Source organism: Natronomonas salina, assembly GCF_013391105.1.
In the GTDB taxonomy this organism is placed as follows: domain Archaea; phylum Halobacteriota; class Halobacteria; order Halobacteriales; family Haloarculaceae; genus Natronomonas; species Natronomonas salina.
In genome coordinates this window covers 1,938,389-1,959,313 of sequence record NZ_CP058335.1, presented here as the reverse complement: position 1 = coordinate 1,959,313, position 20,925 = coordinate 1,938,389, and the positions used below count along the sequence as shown (strand labels likewise).

Here is a 20,925-nt window from a genome sequence, read left to right as displayed (position 1 = left end):
GATGGACTACGAGCACGGCGGGATGTACGACGAGGACGGCGGGGAGTTCCGCCGGGAGCTGCGAGCGCTCCTGCAGGAGGAGATCGAGCCCGTCGTCGACGAGGCCGACCGCGAGCCGCTGACCCGCGAGGAGTTCATCGAGTACACCGGCGTCCTGCGGGAGCTGGACATCGGCTTCGAGCCGGGCGTCGCCGAGCAGTACTTCGGAAACCTCGAGCGGTTCGCCATCGTCTCCGAGGAGGTCTCGAAGATCTGGCCGAGCCTCAACGTCGCCCTGCAGATGTCCTTCCCGTCGGTGTTCGTCCAGCACGCCGCCGACGAGACCCAGGACGCGATGCTCTCGAAGCTCGAGACCGGCGAGTGCATCGGCTGTCTCGCCGTCACCGAGCCCGAGGGCGGCTCCGACACCGCCCGGCCCAACACGGTCGCCTACAAGGACGGCGACGAGTACGTCCTGAACGGCAAGAAGGCGTGGGTCGGCAACGCTCCCATCGCCGACGTGGCGCTCGTCATCGCCCACGACGACGAGGCCGACACCCAGGACATGTTCCTGGTCGACCAGGAGAACTCGCCGTTCGAGACCGAGACGATGGAGAAGATGGGCTGGACCGGCGTCCGCAACGGCCGGATGTACTTCGACGACGTCCGCATCCCCGAGGACAACCGCCTGTCGAACATCGTCGGCAACGCGCTGAAGGACGGCAAGGACATCCAGGAGATCGTCCCGTTCCCGGAGTCCGTCGCCAACCTGTTCTTCCAGCAGAAGGCGCTCAACGCGACGTTCTCGTTCATGCGGACCGGGATGTCGTTCATGGCCGTCGGCATCATGCAGGCCGCCTTCGACGAGGCGCTCGACTACGTCCACGAGCGGGAGACCTTCGGCAAGCCCATCGGCGAGAACCAGCTCGTCCAGGAGAAGCTCTACGAGATCCTCCGGGATCTGGAGACCTCCCGGCAGCTCTCCCGGCACGCCCTGGAGATGCTCAAGCGCGGCGACGACCGCGCCCGCCTCATCTCCTCGCTGGCGAAGGGCTACACCTCCGAGCGCTCGGTCGACGCCACCTACAACGCCCTGCAGCTACACGGCGGCGAGGGCCTGAAGAAGGAGAACCGCCTCGAGCGCTACTACCGCGACGCCAGCGTCATGACCATCCCCGACGGCACCACCGAGATCCAGAAGCTCGTCGTCGGCAAGGAACTGACCGGCTACTCGGCGTACTAGACGCCGGCTCTCCCTTCTTCGCGACGACCGTCGGCGAGTGATATCGACCGGGAATTCCACACCAGCCGTGGGTCCGGAACGGAACGCGAGAAGACTCGGTCGCGAATTCGTTCCACCTAGGGTCGCCGGACGAGCAGCGCAGCGGCCAGCAGCGCCAGCACGCCGGCGAGGCCGGTGAAGCCGGGTCCGTCGCCCGGGGTCGGCGTGCTCTCGTCATCGTCGACGTTGTCGCCAGAGGCGGGTTCCGATTCGGGTACGGAGGTCCCCGTGGGGGTCTCCGTATCGGCGCCGCCGTCAGTACCGGCGGGTTCGAGGGTCTGCGTGGTCGTCGACCCGTCCGTCGCCGCCGGGGTGTCGGTCTCGCCCGGATCGGACGACGGGGTCGCCGTCGCGGGGGCCGGCGTCGGCGTGGACGTCGGCGCGGGGTCGGACCCGGTGTCGTCGCCGGGCGCCGGGCCGAGTCGCTCCTCGGCCTCGGCGCGGCTGTCGCACTCGCAGACGTAGAGGTAGTTGGAGTTGGCGGTGCCGCCGGCGTGCCTGGCGTCGTCCGACGGGCGTTCGTCGGGACCGTTGTCGGCCTCGGTGCCGTTGAGGAATCCCTGGAGCTGGTACCAGCCCGGTTCGTCGGTGAGCGTCAGGCAGGGACCGCCGGCGGAGCCGACGCCCTGCTGGGCGACGATGGCGTCCTCGGGGGCCATGTAGGGCGGGTCGCCGCCGAGGTCGCCGTGGGTGTAGAACTCGATGGTCAGCCCGTCGTCGCGGAAGTTGTCGTCCTTCCGGCGGCTGACGAGGTCCTGGTCGGTCCGGGTCCCCGAGTTGTCGCCGCCGCGGTCGATGCCGAATGCGGCCGTGTTGTCGACGCTGCAGGTGGAGTAGTCGATCCAGTCGGCGTCCAGGATGACGTAGTGGATGAACGCCCCCTCCTCGGCGTCGATCTCGCGGAAGGCGTCCTCGCCGGCGAAGAAGTACCTGATGCTGCCGTTCTCGGCGTTCTGGTCGCCGGGGTAGTGGTCGGTCGGGTTCGGGAACGTCACCGTGTAGTTCGACTCCTCGGTGTAGTCCTCGGCCGAGTCCTTGGTGTGCTGGTCGGCGGCGACCGGCGCGACCCCCAGGACGGCCACGCCGGCGATCAGCGATACGACCGTGGCGAGCGACAGCGCCGCCGCCCCCCAGTCTCGTCTATCGGAGTCCATCGAGGGGACCCACTCGGGAAGTGTGGACAACTTTAACGCAGTAGATTGACGGTTATTTATAACCAACCACTAACCAACTGAAAATTCGGGGGCGACGAGAGTCCACCGAACGTCGTTGGAGCCGCTACCGCCCCTCGAACTCCGGCTCCCGGTCGGCCATGAACGCCGAGACTCCCTCGGCGAAGTCCTGGCTGTCGATCAGGTCCTCCTGGGCGAGGGCCTCCTCGCGGAGCGTCTCCTCCATCGCGCGCTGGTGGCTCCGGTAGACGAGCCGCTTGGCGGCCGCGACGGCCAGCGTCGGCCGGCCGGCCAGCGTCTCGGCCCGCTCGTCGACGTGGTCGTCGAACTCCTCGGCGGGGACGACCTCGTTGGCGACGCCGAGGTCGACGGCCTTCTCGGCGGAGATGCGGTCGCCGGTGATCAGCAACTCCAGGGCCTTCCGGACGCCGACCAGCCGCGGCAGGACGTACGTCGCGCCGGTGTCGGGCGCGAGTCCGATGTTGGTGAACCCCCACTCGAAGAACGCGCCCTCCTCGACGTAGACGAAGTCGCAGGCGGTCGCCAGCGACGCGCCGGCGCCGACCGCCGCGCCCCGGACCCGCGCGATCGTTGGCTTCTCCATGCGCATCAGCCCCTGGGCGATGGCGTTGAGGCCGATCTCCAGTTCGGCGGCTGGGCTGCCGATGCCCATGTCGCCGGCCAGGTCCAGCCCGGAGCAGAAGGCGTCGCCCTCGCCGGTGACCACGACGCAGCGGACGTCGTCGTCGTAGGCGACCTCGTGGACGTAGTCGGCCATCTGCTCGGACGTCGGCGCGTCGACCGCGTTCTTCCGGTCGGGGTTGGAGATGGTGATGGTGGCGATGCTGCCGTCGCGCGTCAGCTCGACGCTCATACCTGCCAGGCGGCGGCCACGGCCTTCAGTGGTCCGGTGGGTCAGTTCGGCTTCCCGGTCTCGAGGGCCTGCTCGGCCCGGCGCTCGGCCTGTTCGAGCCGGCGGGCGGTGACGGACTCGACGTCGTCGTCGTGGTCTTCCGCCTCGAGGTCGGCCCGGGCCGAGCGGATGCGCTCGCGGACCGTCCGGAGCGCGTTGTCGGCGCCGCCGGCGTCGCCGCTCTCCGCTCGCTCGGCCGCCCGCTCGGCGGCCGTGGCGATCGACGCCAGCGCCTGCAGCAGCCCGCGGAGCGCCGGGTCGGCGACGTCGGTGACGATGCCGCCGTCGAGGGCGTCCTCGTCGCTCCCGCCGCCACCGTCACCTCCGCCGCCGGTCTCGCCCCCGGCGAATCCGGGGGCCTGCTGGCCCGTCTCGGTGACGATGGTAGCGACGAAGGATGCCAGCGACGCCTTCCCGGTCCGGGCGACGACCTCGTGGCGCGATTCGTCGCCGGGGTTGAACCGGTGGGCGCCGGGTTCGTCGTCGGGGTCTCGGACCTCGACGGTGTAGGCGCCGCCGCGGTGGAGGTAGACGCCCAGGCGGTCGTCCGCGTCGTCCGAGCCGGCGGACTCCTTTTCCGAGCCGGCGGGCTCACTTTTCGAGCCGGCGGGCTCGCGGTCCACGATCCGGCCGCCGAAGTCGTCCTCGACGGCCAGCTGGGCGAGGCTGTCGCCGGACTCGCCGTCGACGGCGAGCTTGACCGCGTCCCGGTTGTCGACGAGCGCGAGGTCGCCGTCGGCGCCCGCCGCCGTCGTCTCGCCGTCGGTCGCCGCTACGCGCTCGCTGTACGGCGCCATCCCGGGGGCGTTGACCGTCAGGCGGTGCTCGCCCTCCTCGAGTCCCTGTGCGACGACGACGCCCCCGAAGGAGGGAACCGCCACGGGGTCGCTCTCGACCAGGGCGACGCCACCCGTGCTGGTGTCCGTCGTCTTCACGCCGTTGTCGTCGGGGGCGTCTTCGTCGGGCTCGACGCGGCGCAGGCGGCCGACGACCTGGGTGAGGGGGCCGCCGGGGTCGACGGCGTCGTAGCGGTCGGCCAGCTCCGAGCGGTGGGCGGGGTCGGTGACGTCCGCGGCGGGGTCCTCGAAGCGCTCCTGCTTCCAGGGGGTCTCCGTCGCCGTGATGTGGCCGGCGACGGCGTCCTCGGCGAACCTCGGGACGTCGAACTCGAAGCTCAGCTGCGGGCCGACGAAGGCGTCGACGTGGGTCAGTTCGGAGACCGGTTCCAGTTCGTAGCTGTAGTCGGCGTCGCCGTGGACCCCGAACTGCAGGCCCGTCCCGCGCTCGGGGAGCCCGGCGGGCGGTTCGGCCAGGCCGTCGTAGCTCCGGACGGTCAGCGCCGGGTCGACGAGGTGGTCGCGGGTGACGTTCGGGAGGTCCGGGTGCTCGTAGATCGGCCGGCCGTCCAGCTCCGGGATTACGAACGGGAGGGCGAACCCCTCGTCGCGCGGCAGGCCGTAGGCCATCGGCAGGTCCCCGAGCGCCTCGAGGGCGCCGTTGGTGATGTCGGCGACGTCGTCCTCCAGGGGGAAGCGCTGGAAGCTGTCGCGCAGTTCGTTGACCGCCAGCGCCGAGGAGTGCGAGCCCAGCTCCGGGAGGATCGCCGGCCGGCGGTCCGGGTCGGGGTCGAGGAACTCGTTGTTCGGGACGCTGCGGCTGTGCGCGGAGGCGACGTACAGCTGCGGTTCCTCGGTCTCGAGGTCGACGAACACCTGCAGCAGCTCCCAGTCGTGCCAGTGGAAGTTCGTGGTGAACTGGTCGAACGCCGAGTACAGCCAGTACTGGACGACGGCCAGCGGCGAGTCCTCGTAGCGCTGCACGTGGTAGAAGACGACGCGTCGCGGCGGCTCGCCCCCCTCGTCGAAGTCGCGGCTGTAGCCGTCGTAGGCGGCCTTCCCGTCGACGACGACCTCGCCGTCACGGTCCGTCTCGTAGGGCCGGGGGTCCGTGACGTACCACTCCTCGTACTCGTCGTAGTAGACGTCGGGGGCGAAGGCCTCGGCGAGTTCGCGGGCGCGGTCGTCCTCGACCGACGTGGTCGGGGCGTCCTCGCCGGCCAGCAGGCGGTCGCCGGCGACGGCGCCGACGCCGAGGACGCCCGCCCCGCCGGCGAGCTTCAGGGCGTCGCGGCGCGACAGCGACCCCGGGGACGGTGGCTCCATCACCCCCTCGTTTCCGGCGGGACGGTATGAGCGTGGCGGCCGTCAGCCGGCCTCGGCGCGGAGCAGCGCGACGACCTCCTCGCGGGAGTCGACGACCTGCGTCCCACCGCTCGTCTCGACCCGGAAGCCGCCGTCGACCGACTGCCAGCGGTCGGCGTACCGCTCGAGAAGCTCACCGTCGTCGCGGAGCTGCCGGAGGCGGCCGACCGAGGCGTCGTCGCCAGCGGCGACGCGCCGGCTGGCCTCCGGTTTCGCGACCGACTCGCCTTCACCTCCCGCGCTGGTTTTCGGGCCTGCGCGGACGATATCTGTAGACCGACACAGCGGACACGGGCCGTCGGGGTCGTCGACGGCCGTCCCGCAGACGGCGCACTCGTGGTCGGACGGCGCGTCGGCGCCGCCGGATCCGAACCGTCGGCGCCACCACGCGCGCAGTCGGGCGAGCACGCCCATCTATCGCCAGTGCTTGAACAGCAGGCGCTTGACGTCGTCCTTCGTGCGGACGGCCTCGGTCGACCCGTCGGGCAGGTCGACCTCGTAGGGCTCGTCGCCGCTGGACTCCCGCCACCGGTCGTCGTGGGCGTCCAGCAGGCTCATCGCCTGCTGGAGGGTGTCCTCGGGACTGTCGTTCGCCCGGTCGTCGGCACCCGGGCCGGTGCCGCTCGCACCGTCGCTCCCGGCGCCGGCGTCAGTCTCCACGTCCGCCCCCTCGTCGGCGTCAGCCTCGGCCGCCGGGGCGTCCATCGCCGCGGCGGCGGCGACGATGTCGACCGCCTGCTTCTCGCCGACGCCCTCGGCGGCGGTCAGCGCCTCCGGGTCGGCGGCCTCGATCGCCGCCGGCGAGTCGAAGCCGGCCTCGAGCAGCGCCGACGCGGTCACCTCGCCGACGCCTTCGATGGCCGTCAGGTCGGCGGTGTCGATCCCGTCCGCGGACTCCGATTCCGACTCCGACGTTCCAGTCCCGGACTCGGCGGCGCCATCTGTCTCCTCCTCCGCTCCCGCCGTCTCCGCTTCCGCCGCTTCCTCTGGGGGCGTGTAGGTGTCGAGCAGGTACTCGAGGGCGTCGTCGGGATCGACCCGACCGTAGGGGCCGACGTAGGCGGCCTCGAGGTCCGAACAGACCGACTCGAGCCGCCGGAGCTGTTCGTCGGTGACCGGGAGTTCTGGCATGCCCGTTGAGGGCGCCGCCACCGCCAATAAGCTATCGCCGGATTCGAGTCGCTTATCGGCCCGGAGCCCCGCCTCGAGGTATGAACGACGGCACCGCGGCCGACGCGGACGCCGACCGCGCCGCCGACCCGGACGCCGACGGCGACGCCGAGGGGCCGCCCGACGGGCTGGTCACCGTCCGCGGCGCCATCTACGGCGTCGGCCTGCTGTGGCTGGCGGCGATGGCGGGCTTCGGCGCCGTCCAGGCGACCGCCTACGGCGCGACGACCGCCCCCGCGTACCTCCTGCTGGCGGCCGTCGCCGCGGCGCTGTCGGTCACCGCCGGTTACGCCTCGCTGCGGGCTTTCGGCCTGAAGTAGCCACTCACTCCTCCTCGTCCATCCGGACGGTCAGCACCGGCACCTCGGACGTGCGGACGACCCGCTCGGTGACGCTGCCGAGCAGGTAGCGGTCCAGCCCGCTGCGGCCGTGGGTGCCCATCACGACGACGTCGGCGTCGGCCTCGTCGGCGTACTCGAGGATGGTGGCGTGGGGGACGCCCTCCCGGAGCGTGGCGACGACCTCGACGCCCGCCTCGTCGGCGCGGGCGCGGATCGTCTCGATGGCCTCCTCGCCGATCTCGCGGAGCTGCCCCTCGACCTGGTCGTCCATCATCTCCGGGGCGTAGGGGATGTCCTCGACGACGAACAGCACGTGGAGGGCCGCGCCGGTCTCCCGGGCGAGCCCGACGGCCTGCTCGACCGCGCGGTCGCTGGCGTCGCTGCCGTCCGTCGGCAGCAGGATCCGGTCGTACATGGTCGCTCACTCGCGTGGCGGTCACTAAGACGTTCTGCCGGTTCCCGGACGCTGGGACCGCGACGCGCGTCAGATACATACGAATCGCGGCCCTATCTCACGTAGCTATGACCGAGACAGCGACGTTCGGCGGCGGGTGCTTCTGGTGTGTCGAGGCGGCGTTCGAGGAACTCGACGGCGTCGAGTCGGTGACCTCCGGCTACGCCGGCGGCCACGTCGAGGACCCCAGCTACGAGGCGGTCTGTCGGGAGGAGACCGGCCACGCCGAGGTCGTCCGGGTCGCCTACGACCCCAAGGCAATCGGCTACGACGAGTTGCTGGAGGTGTTCTTCGCCGTCCACGACCCGACGCAGCTGAACCGGCAGGGGCCGGACGTCGGCACTCAGTACCGCTCGATCGTCCTCTTCGAGGACGACGACCAGCGCCAACAGGCTGCCGCGTACATCGAGGCCCTCGACGAGGAGTACGACGACGACGTCGTCACCGAACTCGAGGAACTCGATGCGTTCTACGAGGCGGAGGAGTACCACCAGAACTACTTCGAGAAGAACCCCAACGACGCCTACTGCAGCATGCACGCCGCGCCCAAGGTCGAGAAGGTCCGCGAGAAGTTCGAGGAGAAGGTCGAGGGCCGGCGAGGCGCCGAAGCGTCCGACGACTAGCGACGCCGCAACCACCGGCTACAAAGCCCGCCTTGCCAGCCACCGGATGGATGTCTCTCCTGGCTGGTCACTCTCGGCAGAGCAGTACATGGAGCCACCGCGGCAGCGGGCTGCATTCGTGCAGTCCAGCATCCGCGAGCGACCGTCGGGAGCGAGCGGTTCTCCGAGCGCGAACGGAGTGAGCGCTCGGTAGCGCGCGCAGACTGGAGGCGCCAAAGGTGCCGAAGGGAGCACGCGCGCCTATTTACACCCGTGTTTTTGCCGCGTGGGTTGCGGGCCACTGGCCCGCAACCGTACGACGTGGCGGCTTCGCCGCCACGCGACCGGTGTTCGCCGTCGGCGGCGAACCCGCGGAGCGTGCAAAAAGTGGGAGTTAGTCGTCGCTGCCGCCGCCGACCTGCTCGTGTTTGTGCAGCAGCGCCATCCGTGACTTCAGGTCGATCCCCTTCTTCTCGTAGGCGCGGATGCGGTAGAAGTAGAGCGCGGCGCTGAGGACCATCCACAGGAGGACGACGCCGAACGCCGAGGGGGCGCTGCTGACGACCAGCAGCGTGAACAGCGTGGAGACGACGACGTTGCCGACGGCGACGACCCGGAGGACCGGCATCGGGAGCTTGTAGATGGAGTGTTCGTAGCGCTGCGGGAACACCTTCGGGAGGTTCCACAGCGCGACGCCGCCGACGGCGAAGGCGATGAAGATGCCGGAGACGACCACGACGACGAGCCAGTCGAGGAAGTCCGGGCCGGTGATGGCGTCGAAGTAGGGGGCCAGCGGCGCGGCCACGATCGGCGGGACGGCGAACAGCAGGATCGCTCGGTGGGGGGTGTTGTACCGGTCGTGGACCTTCGCGAAGACGTCCGGGACGACCTCGTCGCGGGCGGCGCGCATCACGGTCCGTGAGTAGGAGGTGAAGAGCGTGTTGACGGTGGTCGCGGCCGCCAGCAGGGCCGCGAAGCCGACGAACAGCAGGATCGGGGCCGGGAGGATCCCCTCGCCGACGGCGGCGAGGCCGCCCTCGACGGGCTCCTCGTTGACGCCGATCTCGCCGGAGACGGTCAGGTTCTCCAGCGGGATGGCGCCGACGAGCGCGAAGACGATGGCGATCGACAGCACCGTCACGATGGCCATCCCGATGCCGAGCACGCGGGGGATGTTCTCGACGGGGTTCTCGAGTTCCTCGCCGATCTCGATTATCATCCCGAAGCCCTGGAAGGGGATGTACAGCGTGACGACCGCGAGGATGAACGGCCGGAAGGTGCCCTCGAAGGGCTCGCCCTCGCCGGAGGGGAAGACGGGCGTGTAGTTCGCGGGGTCGACGTGCGGGACGCTCGAGAGGACGAACGCGAGCATCCCGGCGATGAGCACGAGCACGAGCCCGATCTGGACCTTCGTGACGATCTGGACGCCGACGTAGTTGAGGACGAGGAACAGCCCGAGGAGGAACCAGACGGCGAGGAACGGCGGGACGGCGCCCATCCCTAGGCTGTCGAGGATGCCGTTGAGGTACTCCGAGAAGCCCAGCGCCGCGAACAGCAGGTACGACCAGACGGCGAGGACGGGGACGGTGACGCCGATCATCCCCCAGAACGGGCCGACGAGCCGGGAGCCGTAGACGTAGATGCCGCCGGCGACGGGGATGGCGCCGCCGAGCTGGAGCAACAGCAGGACGCCGAGGATCATCGGCACGATGGACGCCAGGATGGCGACGGTGATGCTCGGTCCGGCCGCGGCCGCCATCTGCGTCGGGACGATGAAGATGCTCATCCCGAGGGCGGTCCCGACGAGCAACGCGACGGCGCCCCAGAGTCCGACCTGTTCGTCGATCAGCTTGTAGTCGTCGGCAGACATCGTGAGCTGTGTGGCCGGTTCACTCGAACCGCCTTGAAGGTACCCCCGCCTACGCCCGTCGCTTTACGTCGGTCACCGTCTCGGCCGAGAACGTTTCCGGGCGGTTCGCCTCGCCGTCGCTCGCGTTACGATGGCAACGATGCGGGCTACGAGGTGGTGAAGCCGGACGACTCGTCGTACTCCTCGAGGACCCACTCGAGCTCCTCGATGGCCCGGAGGATGGCCACCTCGGCGGTGTCCTCGAACTCCGAGGACGGCGGGTCGTAGTCGTCGTACTGGGACTCCAGTTCCGCGATGCGCTCGCGGATGTCGTCTTCGGTTCGCATACCTCGACCGACCGCCGGAGGCCTCTTTGACCTTGCGGCGCGCGGGACCGGCGTCCCCGCGGCGTCGGCGGCCGGAAGTGACAATCCTGATGTGGGCCGGCGGAGAAGCCCTCGACAATGACGTCCACCAACGACTCGGCCGGGATCGGCCGCCGCGACCTGCTGCGGGTCGGTGCCGGCGCGGCGACCGCGGCCGCGGCGTCCGCGTCGTCGGCGACCGCACGGACGGCCGACGCCGACGGCTCCCGGGACGCCGTCGCGCTACAGAACGACGGCAACGAAACGGGCGGTAACGAGACCGGCGGCAACCAGACCGGCGGCAACCAAACGGGCGGTAACCAGACTGGCGGTAACCAGACCAGCGGCAATGAGACTGGCGGCAATCAGACCGGCGGTAACGAGACCGGCGGCAATCAGACCGGCGGCGAGCCCGGAACGTCCGAGCACGGCGGGGGCGGCGAAGGGGGCGAGCACGGCGGTTCCGCCGAGCTCGGCGATATCACCAGTAGCCCGCTGGCGCTGGTCGGCCTCGCCGGCGTGCTGGCCTTCCTGTCGCCGATCGCCCTCGTCGCGCTGCTGCTCCGGAACGCCGGGCGCGAGCAGGATCAGTACTGACCGCGCGGACGGCCGGCCGCACACCACCCTCGGGGATTTATAGCCGGGGCCGCTACGCGGGGGTATGACCGACCTCTCGCTGGACGCCGAACAGCTGGACCGCTACTCCCGGCACATCATCATGGACGACGTCGGCCCCGAGGGCCAGAAGCGGCTCCTCGACGCGGACGTCCTCTGCATCGGCGCCGGGGGGCTCGGTTCGCCGGTCATCCAGTACCTCGCGGCGGCGGGCGTCGGCACGCTCGGCATCGCCGACGACGACGTCGTCGAGCGCTCGAACCTCCAGCGGCAGGTGATCCACGGCGACCCCGACGTCGGCCGCCCGAAGGTCGACTCCGCGCGGGACTTCGTCGAGCGGCAGAACCCCGACGTCGAGGTCCGGACCCACGAGACGCGCGTCACCGCGGACAACGTCGAGGACCTCCTCGCGGAGTACGACCTCGTCGTCGACGGGTCGGACAACTTCGCGACGCGGTACCTAGTCAACGACGCCTGCACGCTCGCGGGCGTGCCGTTCGCCCACGGCGCAATCCTGCGGTTCGAGGGGCAGGTCACCACCTTCGAAGCCAACGAGGGCGGGCCCTGCTACCGGTGTCTCTTCCCGGAGGCGCCCGAGCCGGGGACGGTCCCCGACTGCGCGACCGCCGGCGTCCTCGGGGTGCTGCCGGGCACCGTCGGCTGCATCCAGGCGACGGAGGCCGTCAAGCTCGTCCTCGACTACGGCGAGACGCTCGACGGCCGGATGATCTTCTACGACGCCGCCGACATGACGTTCCAGGAGATCCGGGTCGAGCCTCGTCCCGACTGCCCGGTCTGCGGCGACGGCGGCATCGAGTCCGTCCACGACGTCGCCTACGAGTCCACCTGCGCGATCTAGCTACCCGTCGCGCTCTCCGAGCGCGCACTCCCCACACCGGATCGACGACTCGGTCGGTTCGGTGGTGACGGAAGCGCCGCACTCGGGGCAGGAGCGCTCCTGGACGGGACCGGCCGCCAGGTGTTCGACGACCCGGCGGACCCCGGCGCGGAGTCGGCCGGCGAGGACGTGTAGCTCCGTGGGAGGTTCGTCGCTCATCGTCGTGGCCGGAGTTCACCGCGAGTTGACCTAAAGGTGCGTGTGGAACTGCCCCGGTCGCTCGCCGGGTGCCGGCGGCGGCCGGGCCATCGGTCGTCCGGCTCCACCCGGTCAGAGGTAGGCGGCGTCCCACCGGTCGGCGAGGTGCTTGTTCCCGCAGTCCTGGCACTCGAGGCGTCCCAGCGAGTCCGACCCGACGTCCGTGCTCCCGCAGTTCCCGCAGAAGTAGCCGACGTGCTCGTCGTCGTCGGGCGGGTAGACGCCGAAGAACGGCCCGTCCACTCCTGGGGACCGGTCGGACTCGTCGACGTGGTGGGACTCGCCGGCGACGTCCACCGTCTCTGGTACTTCGACTGAGGGCTCGCCGGCGACGGTCTCCAGTACCCCGTCCTCGGCGTAGACCTCCTCGAAGAGGTCCTCGGAGCCGACCTCGAGCTTCGCCCGCCCGCTCCGCCGGAGGCCGAACCGCTCGGGGAAGCCCTTCCCCTCCTCGTTCTCCGAGAGGACGCGGGCGACGACCGGCAGGTCGCGGTCGGCCGCTGCCGCCTGCGCACGCTCGAAGAGTCGCGTCCCGGCGCCGAGGCCGCGGTGTTCCGGGTCGACGTGCAGCCACTGGATCGCCGCCTCCGGGCCGAGTTCCACGTCGGCGAAGCCGACGACGGTTCCCCCGTCCTCGACGACGAACAGCAGGGCCTCGGGGTCGTCGGCGCGCTGGGCGAGTCGCTCCGCGGCGAACAGTGTCCCGACGAGGCTCTCGATCCGGTCGGGGCTCAGCGAGTAGGAGGCCCGCAGGGACGTCTCGGCTATCTCCCTCACCCGTGCCGCGTCGCCGCTCGTCGCAGGTCGAACGTCCATGCCACACCTTCCGCGAGCAGTCAGGTAAGTCTCCTTTGCGGAAACGTCTGCGATGGTGGCGCTTGTTCGCCGATTACACGCGTCGCGCGTCCCGGCGGTCCGTTGGAGTCGTCGCCGTCGGCTGCCGCGCCGTCCCCGGTAGAATCGGAAACGACCCACTTCCGCTTATTACCCTCCGGTCACAACAGCCCGGGCGATGATACGGGATGCGCGGGTGTTGCAGGCGGACTTCGTCCCCCGGGAGGTCGTCCACCGCGATCCCGAGGCGAACCAGCTGTCGAACGCCCTCGAGCCCATCGCGCGCGACGAGCCGGCGGAGACGACCTTCCTCTTCGGGCCGTCGGGCACCGGGAAGACCTGCCTGGCGAAGTTCATCGTCGAGCGGCTGCGCCGGGAGGTCATCGACGTCGAACACCAGTACGTCAACTGCTGGCAGAACTACACCCGGTTCCGGGCGCTCTACCGGGTGCTGGAGGGCATCGGGCGGACGGTCGACGTCCACCGGCGGTCGACGCCGAAGGACGAGCTGCTCGAGCGGCTCCGGGCCTACGACGGCCCGCCGTACGTCGTCGTCCTCGACGAGGTCGACCAGCTGGAGGACACGGACGTGCTGTACGACCTCTACGCGCTGCCGAACGTGACGATGGTGCTCATCGCCAACCGCGAGGAGGAGCTGTTCGCCCGCACCGACGAGCGGCTGACCAGCCGGCTGGCCAACAGCACGCGCGTCCGCTTCGACAAGTACGGCCTCGACGAGCTGGTCGCCATCCTCCAGGCCCGCGTCGACCGGGGGCTCGACCCCGACGCCGTCGACCGGCCGCAGCTGGAGCGGATCGCCGACGCCGCCGCCGGCGACGCCCGGGTGGCCATCGGCGTCCTCCGGAACGCGGCCCGCCGGGCCGAGCGCGAGGGGCTGGACCGCATCCCGACGTCGGTCGTCGAGGAGACCATCCCGGACGCGCGCGCGGAGGTCCGCCAGAAGAACGTCGAGACGCTCACGCCCCACCAGCGGACGCTCTACGAGATCGTCGCCGAGCGCGGCGAGATCTCGCCGGGGGAGCTCTACGAGGAGTACTGCAGCCGCGTCGAGGAGCCCCGGACGAAGCGGACGATGCGGAACCACCTCTCGAAGATGTGCCACTACAACCTCGTCGTCGCCGAGGGGGAGAACCGCGGGCGGACCTACCGGGCCGTCACGGGCTAGAAGAGTGCCGGTCGCGGCTCGGGCCGTTCAGGAGCCGAGCGAGACGATCCGCCGGTCGGCGTCGAACTCGACCAGCCCCGCCTCGACCAGCTTCGGCACGTGGGTATGGTAGAGAATCACGTACTGTCGCTGGATCGCGTCGTAGTCCGGTGCGCCCGCGACGGGCCCCGCCTCCCGGTCGACGAGGTCGGCGGCGAGGTCGGCCAGCGCCAGCGGCGCGCCCGCCTCCCGCAGCACCGCGAGGGTCCCCCGGCGTCGTGCGTTCGACAGGCCGTCGGCCACCGCCGGGTCGGACGCCGCGAACTGCGAGTCCAGTTGGGTCATCGACATATCCAGGCGGCGGCCACGTATAGCGGTTTCGGGGGAACCGACCCGGGGGTTGCGAAATCCGCAGTACAGGAACTTCGACTCTCACAACGCCCCGGGGTCGTCCGGCCCGTTCCACCCCCGAAGCGTGGGCGAGAATCGGAAAACCGGAATCCGAGCGGTCAGATACCGTGGGTGGCCGCGTCCTCGTCGCCGACGTCCCGGGTGCCGAAGTGGTTGAACGGCCGGAAGTAGTGGTGGCGGATCAGCTCCTCGCTCTCGACGTCCAGCCCCATCTCGTCGAGGGCAAGCGCGACGCGGGTCACGTCGTCGTGGCGGGGGGCGACGGCCTTGACCTCGACGTTCCCGCGGCCGGTCATCACCTCGTGGACCTCGACGACCCCCTCGACCCGGAGGGCTTCGCGGGTCAGCCGCTCCCGTTCGACGATCGGCGCCGTGCACACGATTCGAATCTGCAGTGGGTAGCCCGCCCGCTCGTAGTCGATCACGGGGACGTACCCCTCGACGACGTCCCTCGCCTCGAGGTTCTGGATGCGGTTCCGGACGGTCCCGTCGGAGACGCCGACGCGGTCGGCGATGTCGACGGCCGTCAGGTTGCGGGCGTCCCGCTGGAGCAACTGGAGGATGGCGCGGTCGACGTCGTCGAGGGGGATGGACGTCGACCTCGAGTGCATACCTGCACCGAGGGCGCCGCCCGTATTGTCGACTGGGCCTAATTTGTACCGTGGTCGCCCGGCCAGGCGAACTCGGCGGCGCCGCAGTCGGGACAGGACTCCCAGCCGGCCGGGTCGGCGTCGCCGCCGCTGGCGAGCGTCACGAACCCGCACTCGACGCACTCGACGAACTCGTTCATGGGTCAGGCAGGTCCATCCCCGCTCGCGCCGCGACCTCGTGGACCAGCGGCCCCGACGCCCGCCCCGACAGAACCCCCGACACGTTGGTTCAATAAGTGCGACGCGGTCACATAACCGTACCGTTACTTTCCGTCCGTTTATGGAAGAATAGAACATATCGAGTCGGAATTCCAGAGGTCCTCCCGCCGATATCGGTGAGAATCTCAATGTCGGTTAGTTCGCGTTCGTTGGCTTCGGTTGTGGGATGGCCGAGCCGCCGACCGACGCGCCGGCCCCGTCCCGGCCGGACGAGGCCGGGCACCGGGGCACCAGAAGTTCCGGAAACCGCCCGCCACGGCTTATCGGGCTCGCCCCGCTCGGTCGACGTATGCGACGACGCTCCGACGCGACGACGCCGGTCCTGCCGACGCTCGAGGACCGCTGGTACCTGCTGGAGACGGACGGGCGGCCGACGGGGCCGCTGCAGTCGCTCGTGCTCGACCACCTGCTGCTGAACGACGGCCCCGTCTACTGGGTCGACGCGGCCGGCCACGCCCGGTCGGACGCCCTCGCCCGGCTCGCGCCCAGCGAGCGGCTGCTCGAGCGGGTCCGCGTCGCCCGGGGGTTCACCGCCCACCAGCACGCCGCGCTCGTCGAGCGCGTCGCCGACCTCGTCGACGACGGGACGGCGCTGCTCGTCCTGCCGGCCGTCGACGCGATGTACCGCGGCGATGACCTGCAGGGCGCCGGCGCCGACGCGATGCTCCGGACGACCGTCGACCGCGTCGCCGCGATCCGCCGCGAGCACGACCTCCCGGTCGTGACCACCTGCCGGGAGCGCGACGACCTGACCGTGCCGGTCGCCGAGCACGTCGAGACGACGCTGCGCTGCGAGGCCACCCGGTTCGGCCCCCGGTTCGTCGGCGAGGACTTCGAGACGCTCGTCTACGACGCCGGCGGCGGCTACGTCCAGACGACGCTGGCGTTCTGGCGGCGGGTCCTCGAGGCCCGCGCCGGCGCCCGGGCCGGGACCGCCGCGCCGACCGCGCCCCCGGAGGTGGTCGCCCGTGGGTCGGACTAACCCGACGTACCGCGACGCGGTCCGGGCGCTGCGCGAGCGCTGGAGCGACTTCGAGCGGGCGCTGCGCCGCCGCGACACGCCCGCCTTCGAGCGGCTGTTCGAGCACGCCCGCGAGCACGCCGACGCCGGCGGCTACCTCAACCACGAGGAGCCGCTGTTTCCGATACTCGTCTCCGTCGACCTCGAACAGGAGAAGCGACTCAACGACCTGGAGGAACGGCTCGCCGCGGTGGAATCGGAACGTGCCAGCGGGCACGCGGACGCCGACGGAGCGGCGAACGTCGAAGCAGACGACGGGCGAACGGAGGAGTAGCCCATGCCCTACAAGTTCGACTACCTGGACGGCGACGTGCTGGCCTGGGAACTGACCGACGACGGCGCGACGTACGAGCGCACGGCGGACTACACCCCGACCATCTACGTCTCCGCGGAGACGCGGGAGCTGCTGGCGGAGGCGCGCCGGCACCTCCGGGGGTTCCCGACCGTGGAGCGGACGGCCCTCGAGCGCAAGCGCGTCGGCTTCCGGCACGACCCCGAGGCGGTCCTCCGGGTCGACGTCGCGGGCATCGACGCGGTCCGGGACGTCGCCGGCACCGTCGCCGCCTGGAAGACGCCCGGTACCTACCGGCTGTACGACGTCGACCTCACCCGCGAGTTCCGCTTCTGGCTCGAGGCGGTCGAGGACAGGGCGGCCGAGGACGACGCCGTTCCGGTCCCGGACCGGGACCTGCGGACGGTCGAGATCGACGCCCCGACCGAGCAGATCGGCCGGGGGGACCTGCGGCGGGTGACCGTCGACGGCGTGACCGTCGAGGGCGAGACGGCCATCGTCGAGACCGTCGGCGAGCGGGTCGCGTCGGTCGACCCTGACGTCCTCCTCCTGGCCTCCAGTCGGCTGGTCTCGCTGCTGTACGACCTGGCCGAGCGGGCCGGCCGCGAGTCGTTCGACCTCGGGCGGCTGCCCGGATACGAGCAGCTGGCCGCCGCCTCGACCTACGAGAGCTACGGGCAGGTCGGCCACTCCCCCGCTCGCTACAACGTCCCGGGGCGGGCGATAATCGACCGCTCGAACACGTTCATGTGGAACCAGACGAACCTCGAGGGCTGCCTGTACCTCATCGAGCAGTCGGGGCTCCCGCTGCAGGAGCTGGCGTGGTCGAGCATCGGCCGCATCCTGACGGCCATCCAGATACGCGAGGCCCGCCGCCGGGGCGTGCTGGTGCCGTGGCACTCCTGGCGCCACGAGTTCTTCAAGCCGATGCCGACCCTCCGGCAGGCCGACCGCGGCGGCTTCACCTTCGCGCCGGACGTCGGCCTCCACGAGGACGTCCACGAACTGGACTTCTCGAGCCTCTACCCCAACGTCATCGCCACCCGGAACGTCAGCCCCGAGCGCATCTGCTGTGACTGCCACGCCGACCAGGAGGACGTCCCCGGCCTGGGGTACAACATCTGCGAGGAGGAGGGGTACCTCCCGGGGCTGCTGCAGACGCTCATCGACGACCGCGACGAGTTCAAGGAGCGCCTCGAAGCGATAAACGACGACGCCGACGAGGACCGGCGGACCCTCGAGGGGAAGGTCGACGCCATCAAGTGGATCCTCGTCTCCTGCTTCGGCTACCAGGGGTTCTCGAACGCGAAGTTCGGCCGCATCGAGTGCCACGAGGCCATCAACGCCTTCGCCCGCGAGATTCTGCTGGACGCCAAGGAGACCCTGGAGGCCGGCGGCTGGCGGGTGGTCCACGGCATCGTCGACAGCCTCTGGGTGGCGCCGATCGAGGACGCCGAGCAGGCGGACCTCGAGGCCCTCGCCGAGGGGATCTCCGACGACGCCGAGATCGAACTGGAGTACGAGGCCGCCTACGACTGGATCGCCTTCGTCCCCCGGCGGAACGACGCCGCGGGCGCGCTGACGAAGTACTTCGGCCGCCGGCGCGACGACGGCGAGTTCAAGTACCGGGGCATCGAGTGCCGCCAGCGCAGCACCCCCGCCTACGTCGAAACCGTCCAGCGGGAGCTGATCGAGGCCCTCGACCGGACCCGCGACCCCGAGCGGGTCTGCGACGCCCTCGCCGGCCGCCTCGCCGACCTCCGGCGCGGCGCCGTCGACCCCGCCGACCTGGCGGAGACGGTCCGGGTCTCGAAGGCCCTCGCCGACTACGACCGCGAGACCCGGACGGTCGCCGCGCTGACGCGGGCCGACGCCCTGAACATCGACCGCCACCCGGGCCAGGGGGTCTCCTACGTCGTCGTCGACGACGACGCCGGCCCGATGGAACGGGTGCGGCTCGCCCACGAGTCGCCCGACGGCTACGACGTCGACTACTACGCAGAACAGCTCCGCCGGGCCACCGAGAGCGTCCTCTCGCCGCTGGGCTGGCGGGAGGACGATATCCGCCGGTACCTCGCCGACCGCAGGGACGCGAGCCTCGCGCAGTTCGCGTAGGGGTCAGCGGACCTCGACGCGCTCGCGCTCGAAGGTCTCGCCGGTCCAGCGCCAGCTTCCCAGGTCGGGCTCTACCTCCAGACTGACGATGACGTAGGAGTAGCGCGGCCAGGCGGCCAGCTCGGCGTCCGTCTCGCTCGGCGCGAGCGGACCGCGTGGGTGGGAGTGGTAGAAGCCGACGACGTCGAAGCCGTCGTCCTCGACGCGCTCCAGCAGTTCGAGTTCCTCGGCGGGCGCGATCTCGTAGCGCGTCTCGGGGGTCGCCGCGGCGTTCTCGGCGGGGTAGCGCCGCTCGGCGACGGACTCCTCCTCGCCCCGTTCGCCCCCGAGGACGCCCACCACCTCCTCGGGCGCGCCCGCGCGGGCGTGCTCGACCATCCCGTCGCGGAGGTCGCCCGGCAGGACGAGCGTCATGCCGGCGACGTCGCCAGCGAGCGGGCCGCCCACTCCTCGGGGCGGTCGAACTCGTCGGGGTGGATCAGCCCGGCCAGCGCCTCCAGGGTGTCGACGACCCGGGGGCCGGGGCGGTTCACGAGGTGGTGGCCGTCCATCGCGTACGCGCGGTTCATCCGGACGGCGCGGAGCTGCGTCCAGCCGTCGCGGTCCGTCAGATCCCCCAGGTTCTCGAAGGTCTGCTCGAGCTCGAAACCGCAGGGGGCGGCGACGAGGATGTCGGGGTCGTACTCCTGGATCTCGGCCCACTCCCGCGGCGTCGAGGCGTCGCCGGGGTCGGCGAGGCCGTACTCGCCGCCCGCCAGGTCGACCAGTTCGGGCACCCAGTGGCCGGCGACCATCGCGGGGTCGAGCCAGTCGAGGACGGCCACCTCGGGGCGGAACGGCGCTTCGGCGGCGCGGTCGGCGACGCGGTCGATGCGGGCCTGCAGGTCCGCGACGAGGTCCTCGGCCCGGTCCTCGCGGTCCAGCGCCGCGCCGATGCGGCGGATGTCCTCTAGGATGTCGTCGACGCTGTGGGGGTCGGTCGTCAGGAGCTCGCAGTCCAGGCCGAGGTCGGCGATGGCCTCTTCGACGACGACGGTGTCGACGGCGCAGACCTCGCAGATGCCCTGCGAGACGACGAGGTCGGGGTCGGCTTCGGCGAGGGCCTCGCGGTCGATCTCGTAGACGCCGCCCGAGGACTCGGCGTCGGTGACCTGGGCGTCGATGTCGGCGCTGTCGGCGTCGGCGTCGACCCGCGAGTCGACGACGCTCGGCAGGTCGGCGGCCTCGGGCGGGTGGTCGCACTCGTGGGAGGTCGCCACCGGCTCGACCCCCAGTGCGTAGACGATCTCGGTCGCGGAGGGCAAAAGCGAGACGACGCGCATGGCGGCGGTTGGGACGCCAGCGTAAAGGAACCTCGCCCCCTCTCGACTGCCGTGCGGGTCGACTACCACACCCACTCGACGTACTCCGACGGGCGCTTCCTGTGGTCGATGTGCGGGGCCGCCGAGGACGCCGGCCTGGAGGGCATCGGCTTCGCCGACCACTGCAACGTCTCGTCCCGCGAGGACCAGCGGCGGGCGAAGCACGCCCTCGGCTTCAACCTCGATATCACCTACGAGCGCCGCCGCGACGCTATCGAGACCATGCGGGACCGCTTCGACCTCGACGTCTACGACGCCGTCGAGATGGACTTCGACTCCCGGGACGTTGAGGCGATCGCCGACTTCCTCGCCGAGGCGGATTTCGACTACGCCGTCGGCAGCGTCCACCACCTCGAGGGGACGAACGTCCACGTCGAACCCTACTTCGCGAAGAAGGACACGGCCGAACGCGAGGCGCTCGTCGACGAGTTCTACGAGGAGGCCGTCGCCCTGCTCGACTCGGAGCTGTTCGAGATCGCCGCCCACGTCGACCTCGTCGAGCGCAACCCGGCCCTCCGGGGGTTCGCCACCGAGGACCACTACCGCGCCGTCGCCGAGGCCGCCGAGCGGTCCCGGACCGTCCTGGAGCTGAACGCCGGCCGCGTCCTCGGCGAGTACGGGGAGTTCCACCCCGGCCCGGCGTTCCTCGACGTCCTGGCCGAGTACGACGTCGAGTTCGTGCTCGGCTCGGACGGGCACACGCCCGGGGAGGTCAGAGACCGGAAACCGGAACTGGAGGCGTTCGTCGCCGAGCGCGGACTGGAGACGGTCGAACTGGACCTGTAGATCGGCGTCGAAGGCTCTCGAGGCAGTGAGTC

The 20,925-nt window shown here is 70.8% G+C and carries 25 protein-coding genes; 10 read left to right on the top strand and 15 right to left on the bottom strand.

What is annotated here, in order from left to right; translation table 11 throughout:
- The first annotated feature begins 1 nt into the window (after position 1).
- A complete protein-coding gene (locus HWV07_RS10335; protein WP_246279743.1) occupies positions 2–1,222 on the top strand; it encodes an acyl-CoA dehydrogenase family protein in 1,221 nt (406 codons plus the stop codon).
- 116 nt (positions 1,223–1,338) lie between these two features.
- Here HWV07_RS10335 and HWV07_RS10330 read toward each other — a convergent pair whose 3' ends face one another.
- The 5 genes from HWV07_RS10330 to HWV07_RS10310 form a co-directional block, all read right to left on the bottom strand.
- Complete coding sequence (locus HWV07_RS10330) at positions 1,339–2,415, bottom strand: PGF-CTERM sorting domain-containing protein (protein ID WP_178334222.1); 1,077 nt, start codon at positions 2,413–2,415, stop codon at positions 1,339–1,341.
- 124 nt (positions 2,416–2,539) lie between these two features.
- Positions 2,540–3,307, bottom strand: a complete 768-nt coding sequence (locus HWV07_RS10325) for an enoyl-CoA hydratase/isomerase family protein (protein ID WP_178334221.1) — start codon at positions 3,305–3,307, stop codon at positions 2,540–2,542.
- Between the two features lie 41 nt (positions 3,308–3,348).
- Complete coding sequence (locus tag HWV07_RS10320) at positions 3,349–5,508, bottom strand: peptidase associated/transthyretin-like domain-containing protein (RefSeq protein WP_178334220.1); 2,160 nt, start codon at positions 5,506–5,508, stop codon at positions 3,349–3,351.
- Between the two features lie 42 nt (positions 5,509–5,550).
- A complete protein-coding gene (locus HWV07_RS10315; RefSeq protein ID WP_178334219.1) occupies positions 5,551–5,961 on the bottom strand; it encodes a hypothetical protein in 411 nt (136 codons plus the stop codon).
- The gene (locus tag HWV07_RS10310; protein ID WP_178334218.1) at positions 5,962–6,678 is read right to left on the bottom strand and encodes a helix-hairpin-helix domain-containing protein; all 717 of its coding nucleotides are present in this window, start codon (positions 6,676–6,678) and stop codon (positions 5,962–5,964) included.
- An 80-nt stretch (positions 6,679–6,758) separates the two neighbouring features.
- On the opposite strand from HWV07_RS10310, the gene HWV07_RS10305 reads away from it, so the two are divergent.
- Complete coding sequence (locus tag HWV07_RS10305; RefSeq protein ID WP_178334217.1) at positions 6,759–7,037, top strand: hypothetical protein; 279 nt, start codon at positions 6,759–6,761, stop codon at positions 7,035–7,037.
- Between the two features lie 4 nt (positions 7,038–7,041).
- On the opposite strand, the gene HWV07_RS10300 is transcribed toward HWV07_RS10305, so the two are convergent.
- Positions 7,042–7,473 (bottom strand): universal stress protein, encoded by a 432-nt coding sequence (locus HWV07_RS10300; RefSeq protein ID WP_178334216.1) that lies wholly within the window; start codon positions 7,471–7,473, stop codon positions 7,042–7,044.
- 107 nt (positions 7,474–7,580) lie between these two features.
- Here HWV07_RS10300 and msrA point away from each other — a divergent pair, with 107 nt between their 5' ends.
- Entirely contained in the window at positions 7,581–8,135 is a 555-nt protein-coding gene (gene msrA / locus HWV07_RS10295) for a peptide-methionine (S)-S-oxide reductase MsrA (protein WP_178334215.1), read from the top strand.
- A gap of 373 nt (positions 8,136–8,508) precedes the next feature.
- Here msrA and HWV07_RS10290 read toward each other — a convergent pair whose 3' ends face one another.
- Entirely contained in the window at positions 8,509–9,984 is a 1,476-nt protein-coding gene (locus HWV07_RS10290) for an APC family permease (RefSeq protein WP_178334214.1), read from the bottom strand.
- A gap of 146 nt (positions 9,985–10,130) precedes the next feature.
- On the bottom strand, positions 10,131–10,310 hold the full coding sequence (locus HWV07_RS10285) for a hypothetical protein (RefSeq protein ID WP_178334213.1): 180 nt from the start codon (positions 10,308–10,310) through the stop codon (positions 10,131–10,133).
- Positions 10,311–10,427: 117 nt separating this feature from the next.
- Between HWV07_RS10285 and HWV07_RS19765 the strand changes: the two genes are divergently transcribed.
- Both HWV07_RS19765 and ubaA read left to right on the top strand, forming a co-directional pair.
- On the top strand, positions 10,428–10,925 hold the full coding sequence (locus tag HWV07_RS19765; RefSeq protein WP_246279742.1) for a hypothetical protein: 498 nt from the start codon (positions 10,428–10,430) through the stop codon (positions 10,923–10,925).
- 64 nt (positions 10,926–10,989) lie between these two features.
- Positions 10,990–11,802, top strand: a complete 813-nt coding sequence (gene ubaA, locus HWV07_RS10275) for an SAMP-activating enzyme E1 (RefSeq protein WP_178334212.1) — start codon at positions 10,990–10,992, stop codon at positions 11,800–11,802.
- On the opposite strand, the gene HWV07_RS10270 is transcribed toward ubaA, so the two are convergent.
- Both HWV07_RS10270 and HWV07_RS10265 read right to left on the bottom strand, forming a co-directional pair.
- On the bottom strand, positions 11,803–12,000 hold the full coding sequence (locus HWV07_RS10270; RefSeq protein ID WP_178334211.1) for a hypothetical protein: 198 nt from the start codon (positions 11,998–12,000) through the stop codon (positions 11,803–11,805).
- Positions 12,001–12,111: 111 nt separating this feature from the next.
- Positions 12,112–12,855 (bottom strand): GNAT family N-acetyltransferase, encoded by a 744-nt coding sequence (locus HWV07_RS10265; protein ID WP_178334210.1) that lies wholly within the window; start codon positions 12,853–12,855, stop codon positions 12,112–12,114.
- Between the two features lie 196 nt (positions 12,856–13,051).
- Between HWV07_RS10265 and HWV07_RS10260 the strand changes: the two genes are divergently transcribed.
- Positions 13,052–14,059 carry a Cdc6/Cdc18 family protein gene (locus HWV07_RS10260; protein WP_178334209.1) on the top strand — a complete coding sequence of 336 codons (1,008 nt, stop codon included), beginning with the start codon at positions 13,052–13,054 and terminating at the stop codon, positions 14,057–14,059.
- 27 nt (positions 14,060–14,086) lie between these two features.
- Here HWV07_RS10260 and HWV07_RS10255 read toward each other — a convergent pair whose 3' ends face one another.
- The 3 genes from HWV07_RS10255 to HWV07_RS10245 form a co-directional block, all read right to left on the bottom strand.
- Positions 14,087–14,383, bottom strand: a complete 297-nt coding sequence (locus HWV07_RS10255; protein ID WP_178334208.1) for a DUF7344 domain-containing protein — start codon at positions 14,381–14,383, stop codon at positions 14,087–14,089.
- Between the two features lie 164 nt (positions 14,384–14,547).
- Positions 14,548–15,060: an Lrp/AsnC family transcriptional regulator gene (locus tag HWV07_RS10250; RefSeq protein ID WP_178334207.1), complete on the bottom strand. Its 513-nt coding sequence runs from the start codon at positions 15,058–15,060 to the stop codon at positions 14,548–14,550.
- A gap of 38 nt (positions 15,061–15,098) precedes the next feature.
- Positions 15,099–15,239 carry a hypothetical protein gene (locus HWV07_RS10245; RefSeq protein ID WP_178334206.1) on the bottom strand — a complete coding sequence of 47 codons (141 nt, stop codon included), beginning with the start codon at positions 15,237–15,239 and terminating at the stop codon, positions 15,099–15,101.
- Between the two features lie 368 nt (positions 15,240–15,607).
- On the opposite strand from HWV07_RS10245, the gene HWV07_RS10240 reads away from it, so the two are divergent.
- Genes HWV07_RS10240 through HWV07_RS10230 form a run of 3 tightly spaced genes read left to right on the top strand, consistent with a single transcriptional unit; the run spans position 15,608 to position 18,746 of the window.
- Complete coding sequence (locus HWV07_RS10240) at positions 15,608–16,300, top strand: P-loop NTPase family protein (RefSeq protein ID WP_178334205.1); 693 nt, start codon at positions 15,608–15,610, stop codon at positions 16,298–16,300.
- Positions 16,287–16,613: a DUF8156 family protein gene (locus HWV07_RS10235; protein ID WP_178334204.1), complete on the top strand. Its 327-nt coding sequence runs from the start codon at positions 16,287–16,289 to the stop codon at positions 16,611–16,613. Before HWV07_RS10240 ends, HWV07_RS10235 begins: the two co-directional genes overlap by 14 nt.
- Before the next feature lie 3 nt (positions 16,614–16,616).
- Positions 16,617–18,746: a type B DNA-directed DNA polymerase gene (locus HWV07_RS10230; RefSeq protein WP_178334203.1), complete on the top strand. Its 2,130-nt coding sequence runs from the start codon at positions 16,617–16,619 to the stop codon at positions 18,744–18,746.
- 3 nt (positions 18,747–18,749) lie between these two features.
- Here the strand turns inward: HWV07_RS10230 and HWV07_RS10225 are convergent, their stop codons facing one another.
- Positions 18,750–19,160, bottom strand: coding sequence for a desampylase (locus HWV07_RS10225; RefSeq protein WP_178334202.1), 411 nt, complete (start codon positions 19,158–19,160; stop codon positions 18,750–18,752).
- Complete coding sequence (locus tag HWV07_RS10220) at positions 19,157–20,068, bottom strand: ABC transporter substrate-binding protein (RefSeq protein WP_178334201.1); 912 nt, start codon at positions 20,066–20,068, stop codon at positions 19,157–19,159. The genes HWV07_RS10225 and HWV07_RS10220 overlap by 4 nt, the downstream gene beginning before the upstream one ends.
- A gap of 108 nt (positions 20,069–20,176) precedes the next feature.
- Between HWV07_RS10220 and HWV07_RS10215 the strand changes: the two genes are divergently transcribed.
- A complete protein-coding gene (locus HWV07_RS10215) occupies positions 20,177–20,893 on the top strand; it encodes a PHP domain-containing protein (protein ID WP_178336043.1) in 717 nt (238 codons plus the stop codon).
- Positions 20,894–20,925 lie beyond the last annotated feature (32 nt).

Excerpts from the sequence above, each read along its gene's own strand:
- HWV07_RS10335 (WP_246279743.1), top strand. The coding sequence starts at position 2 with ATGGACTACGAGCACGGCGGGATGTACGACGAGGACGGCGGGGAGTTC.
- HWV07_RS10330 (WP_178334222.1), bottom strand. The coding sequence starts at position 2,415 with ATGGACTCCGATAGACGAGACTGGGGGGCGGCGGCGCTGTCGCTCGCC.
- HWV07_RS10325 (WP_178334221.1), bottom strand. The coding sequence starts at position 3,307 with ATGAGCGTCGAGCTGACGCGCGACGGCAGCATCGCCACCATCACCATC.
- HWV07_RS10320 (WP_178334220.1), bottom strand. The coding sequence starts at position 5,508 with ATGGAGCCACCGTCCCCGGGGTCGCTGTCGCGCCGCGACGCCCTGAAG.
- HWV07_RS10315 (WP_178334219.1), bottom strand. The coding sequence starts at position 5,961 with ATGGGCGTGCTCGCCCGACTGCGCGCGTGGTGGCGCCGACGGTTCGGA.
- HWV07_RS10310 (WP_178334218.1), bottom strand. The coding sequence starts at position 6,678 with ATGCCAGAACTCCCGGTCACCGACGAACAGCTCCGGCGGCTCGAGTCG.
- HWV07_RS10305 (WP_178334217.1), top strand. The coding sequence starts at position 6,759 with ATGAACGACGGCACCGCGGCCGACGCGGACGCCGACCGCGCCGCCGAC.
- HWV07_RS10300 (WP_178334216.1), bottom strand. The coding sequence starts at position 7,473 with ATGTACGACCGGATCCTGCTGCCGACGGACGGCAGCGACGCCAGCGAC.
- msrA (WP_178334215.1), top strand. The coding sequence starts at position 7,581 with ATGACCGAGACAGCGACGTTCGGCGGCGGGTGCTTCTGGTGTGTCGAG.
- HWV07_RS10290 (WP_178334214.1), bottom strand. The coding sequence starts at position 9,984 with ATGTCTGCCGACGACTACAAGCTGATCGACGAACAGGTCGGACTCTGG.
- HWV07_RS10285 (WP_178334213.1), bottom strand. The coding sequence starts at position 10,310 with ATGCGAACCGAAGACGACATCCGCGAGCGCATCGCGGAACTGGAGTCC.
- HWV07_RS19765 (WP_246279742.1), top strand. The coding sequence starts at position 10,428 with ATGACGTCCACCAACGACTCGGCCGGGATCGGCCGCCGCGACCTGCTG.
- ubaA (WP_178334212.1), top strand. The coding sequence starts at position 10,990 with ATGACCGACCTCTCGCTGGACGCCGAACAGCTGGACCGCTACTCCCGG.
- HWV07_RS10270 (WP_178334211.1), bottom strand. The coding sequence starts at position 12,000 with ATGAGCGACGAACCTCCCACGGAGCTACACGTCCTCGCCGGCCGACTC.
- HWV07_RS10265 (WP_178334210.1), bottom strand. The coding sequence starts at position 12,855 with ATGGACGTTCGACCTGCGACGAGCGGCGACGCGGCACGGGTGAGGGAG.
- HWV07_RS10260 (WP_178334209.1), top strand. The coding sequence starts at position 13,052 with ATGATACGGGATGCGCGGGTGTTGCAGGCGGACTTCGTCCCCCGGGAG.
- HWV07_RS10255 (WP_178334208.1), bottom strand. The coding sequence starts at position 14,383 with ATGACCCAACTGGACTCGCAGTTCGCGGCGTCCGACCCGGCGGTGGCC.
- HWV07_RS10250 (WP_178334207.1), bottom strand. The coding sequence starts at position 15,060 with ATGCACTCGAGGTCGACGTCCATCCCCCTCGACGACGTCGACCGCGCC.
- HWV07_RS10245 (WP_178334206.1), bottom strand. The coding sequence starts at position 15,239 with ATGAACGAGTTCGTCGAGTGCGTCGAGTGCGGGTTCGTGACGCTCGCC.
- HWV07_RS10240 (WP_178334205.1), top strand. The coding sequence starts at position 15,608 with ATGCGACGACGCTCCGACGCGACGACGCCGGTCCTGCCGACGCTCGAG.
- HWV07_RS10230 (WP_178334203.1), top strand. The coding sequence starts at position 16,617 with ATGCCCTACAAGTTCGACTACCTGGACGGCGACGTGCTGGCCTGGGAA.
- HWV07_RS10225 (WP_178334202.1), bottom strand. The coding sequence starts at position 19,160 with ATGACGCTCGTCCTGCCGGGCGACCTCCGCGACGGGATGGTCGAGCAC.
- HWV07_RS10220 (WP_178334201.1), bottom strand. The coding sequence starts at position 20,068 with ATGCGCGTCGTCTCGCTTTTGCCCTCCGCGACCGAGATCGTCTACGCA.
- HWV07_RS10215 (WP_178336043.1), top strand. The coding sequence starts at position 20,177 with ATGTGCGGGGCCGCCGAGGACGCCGGCCTGGAGGGCATCGGCTTCGCC.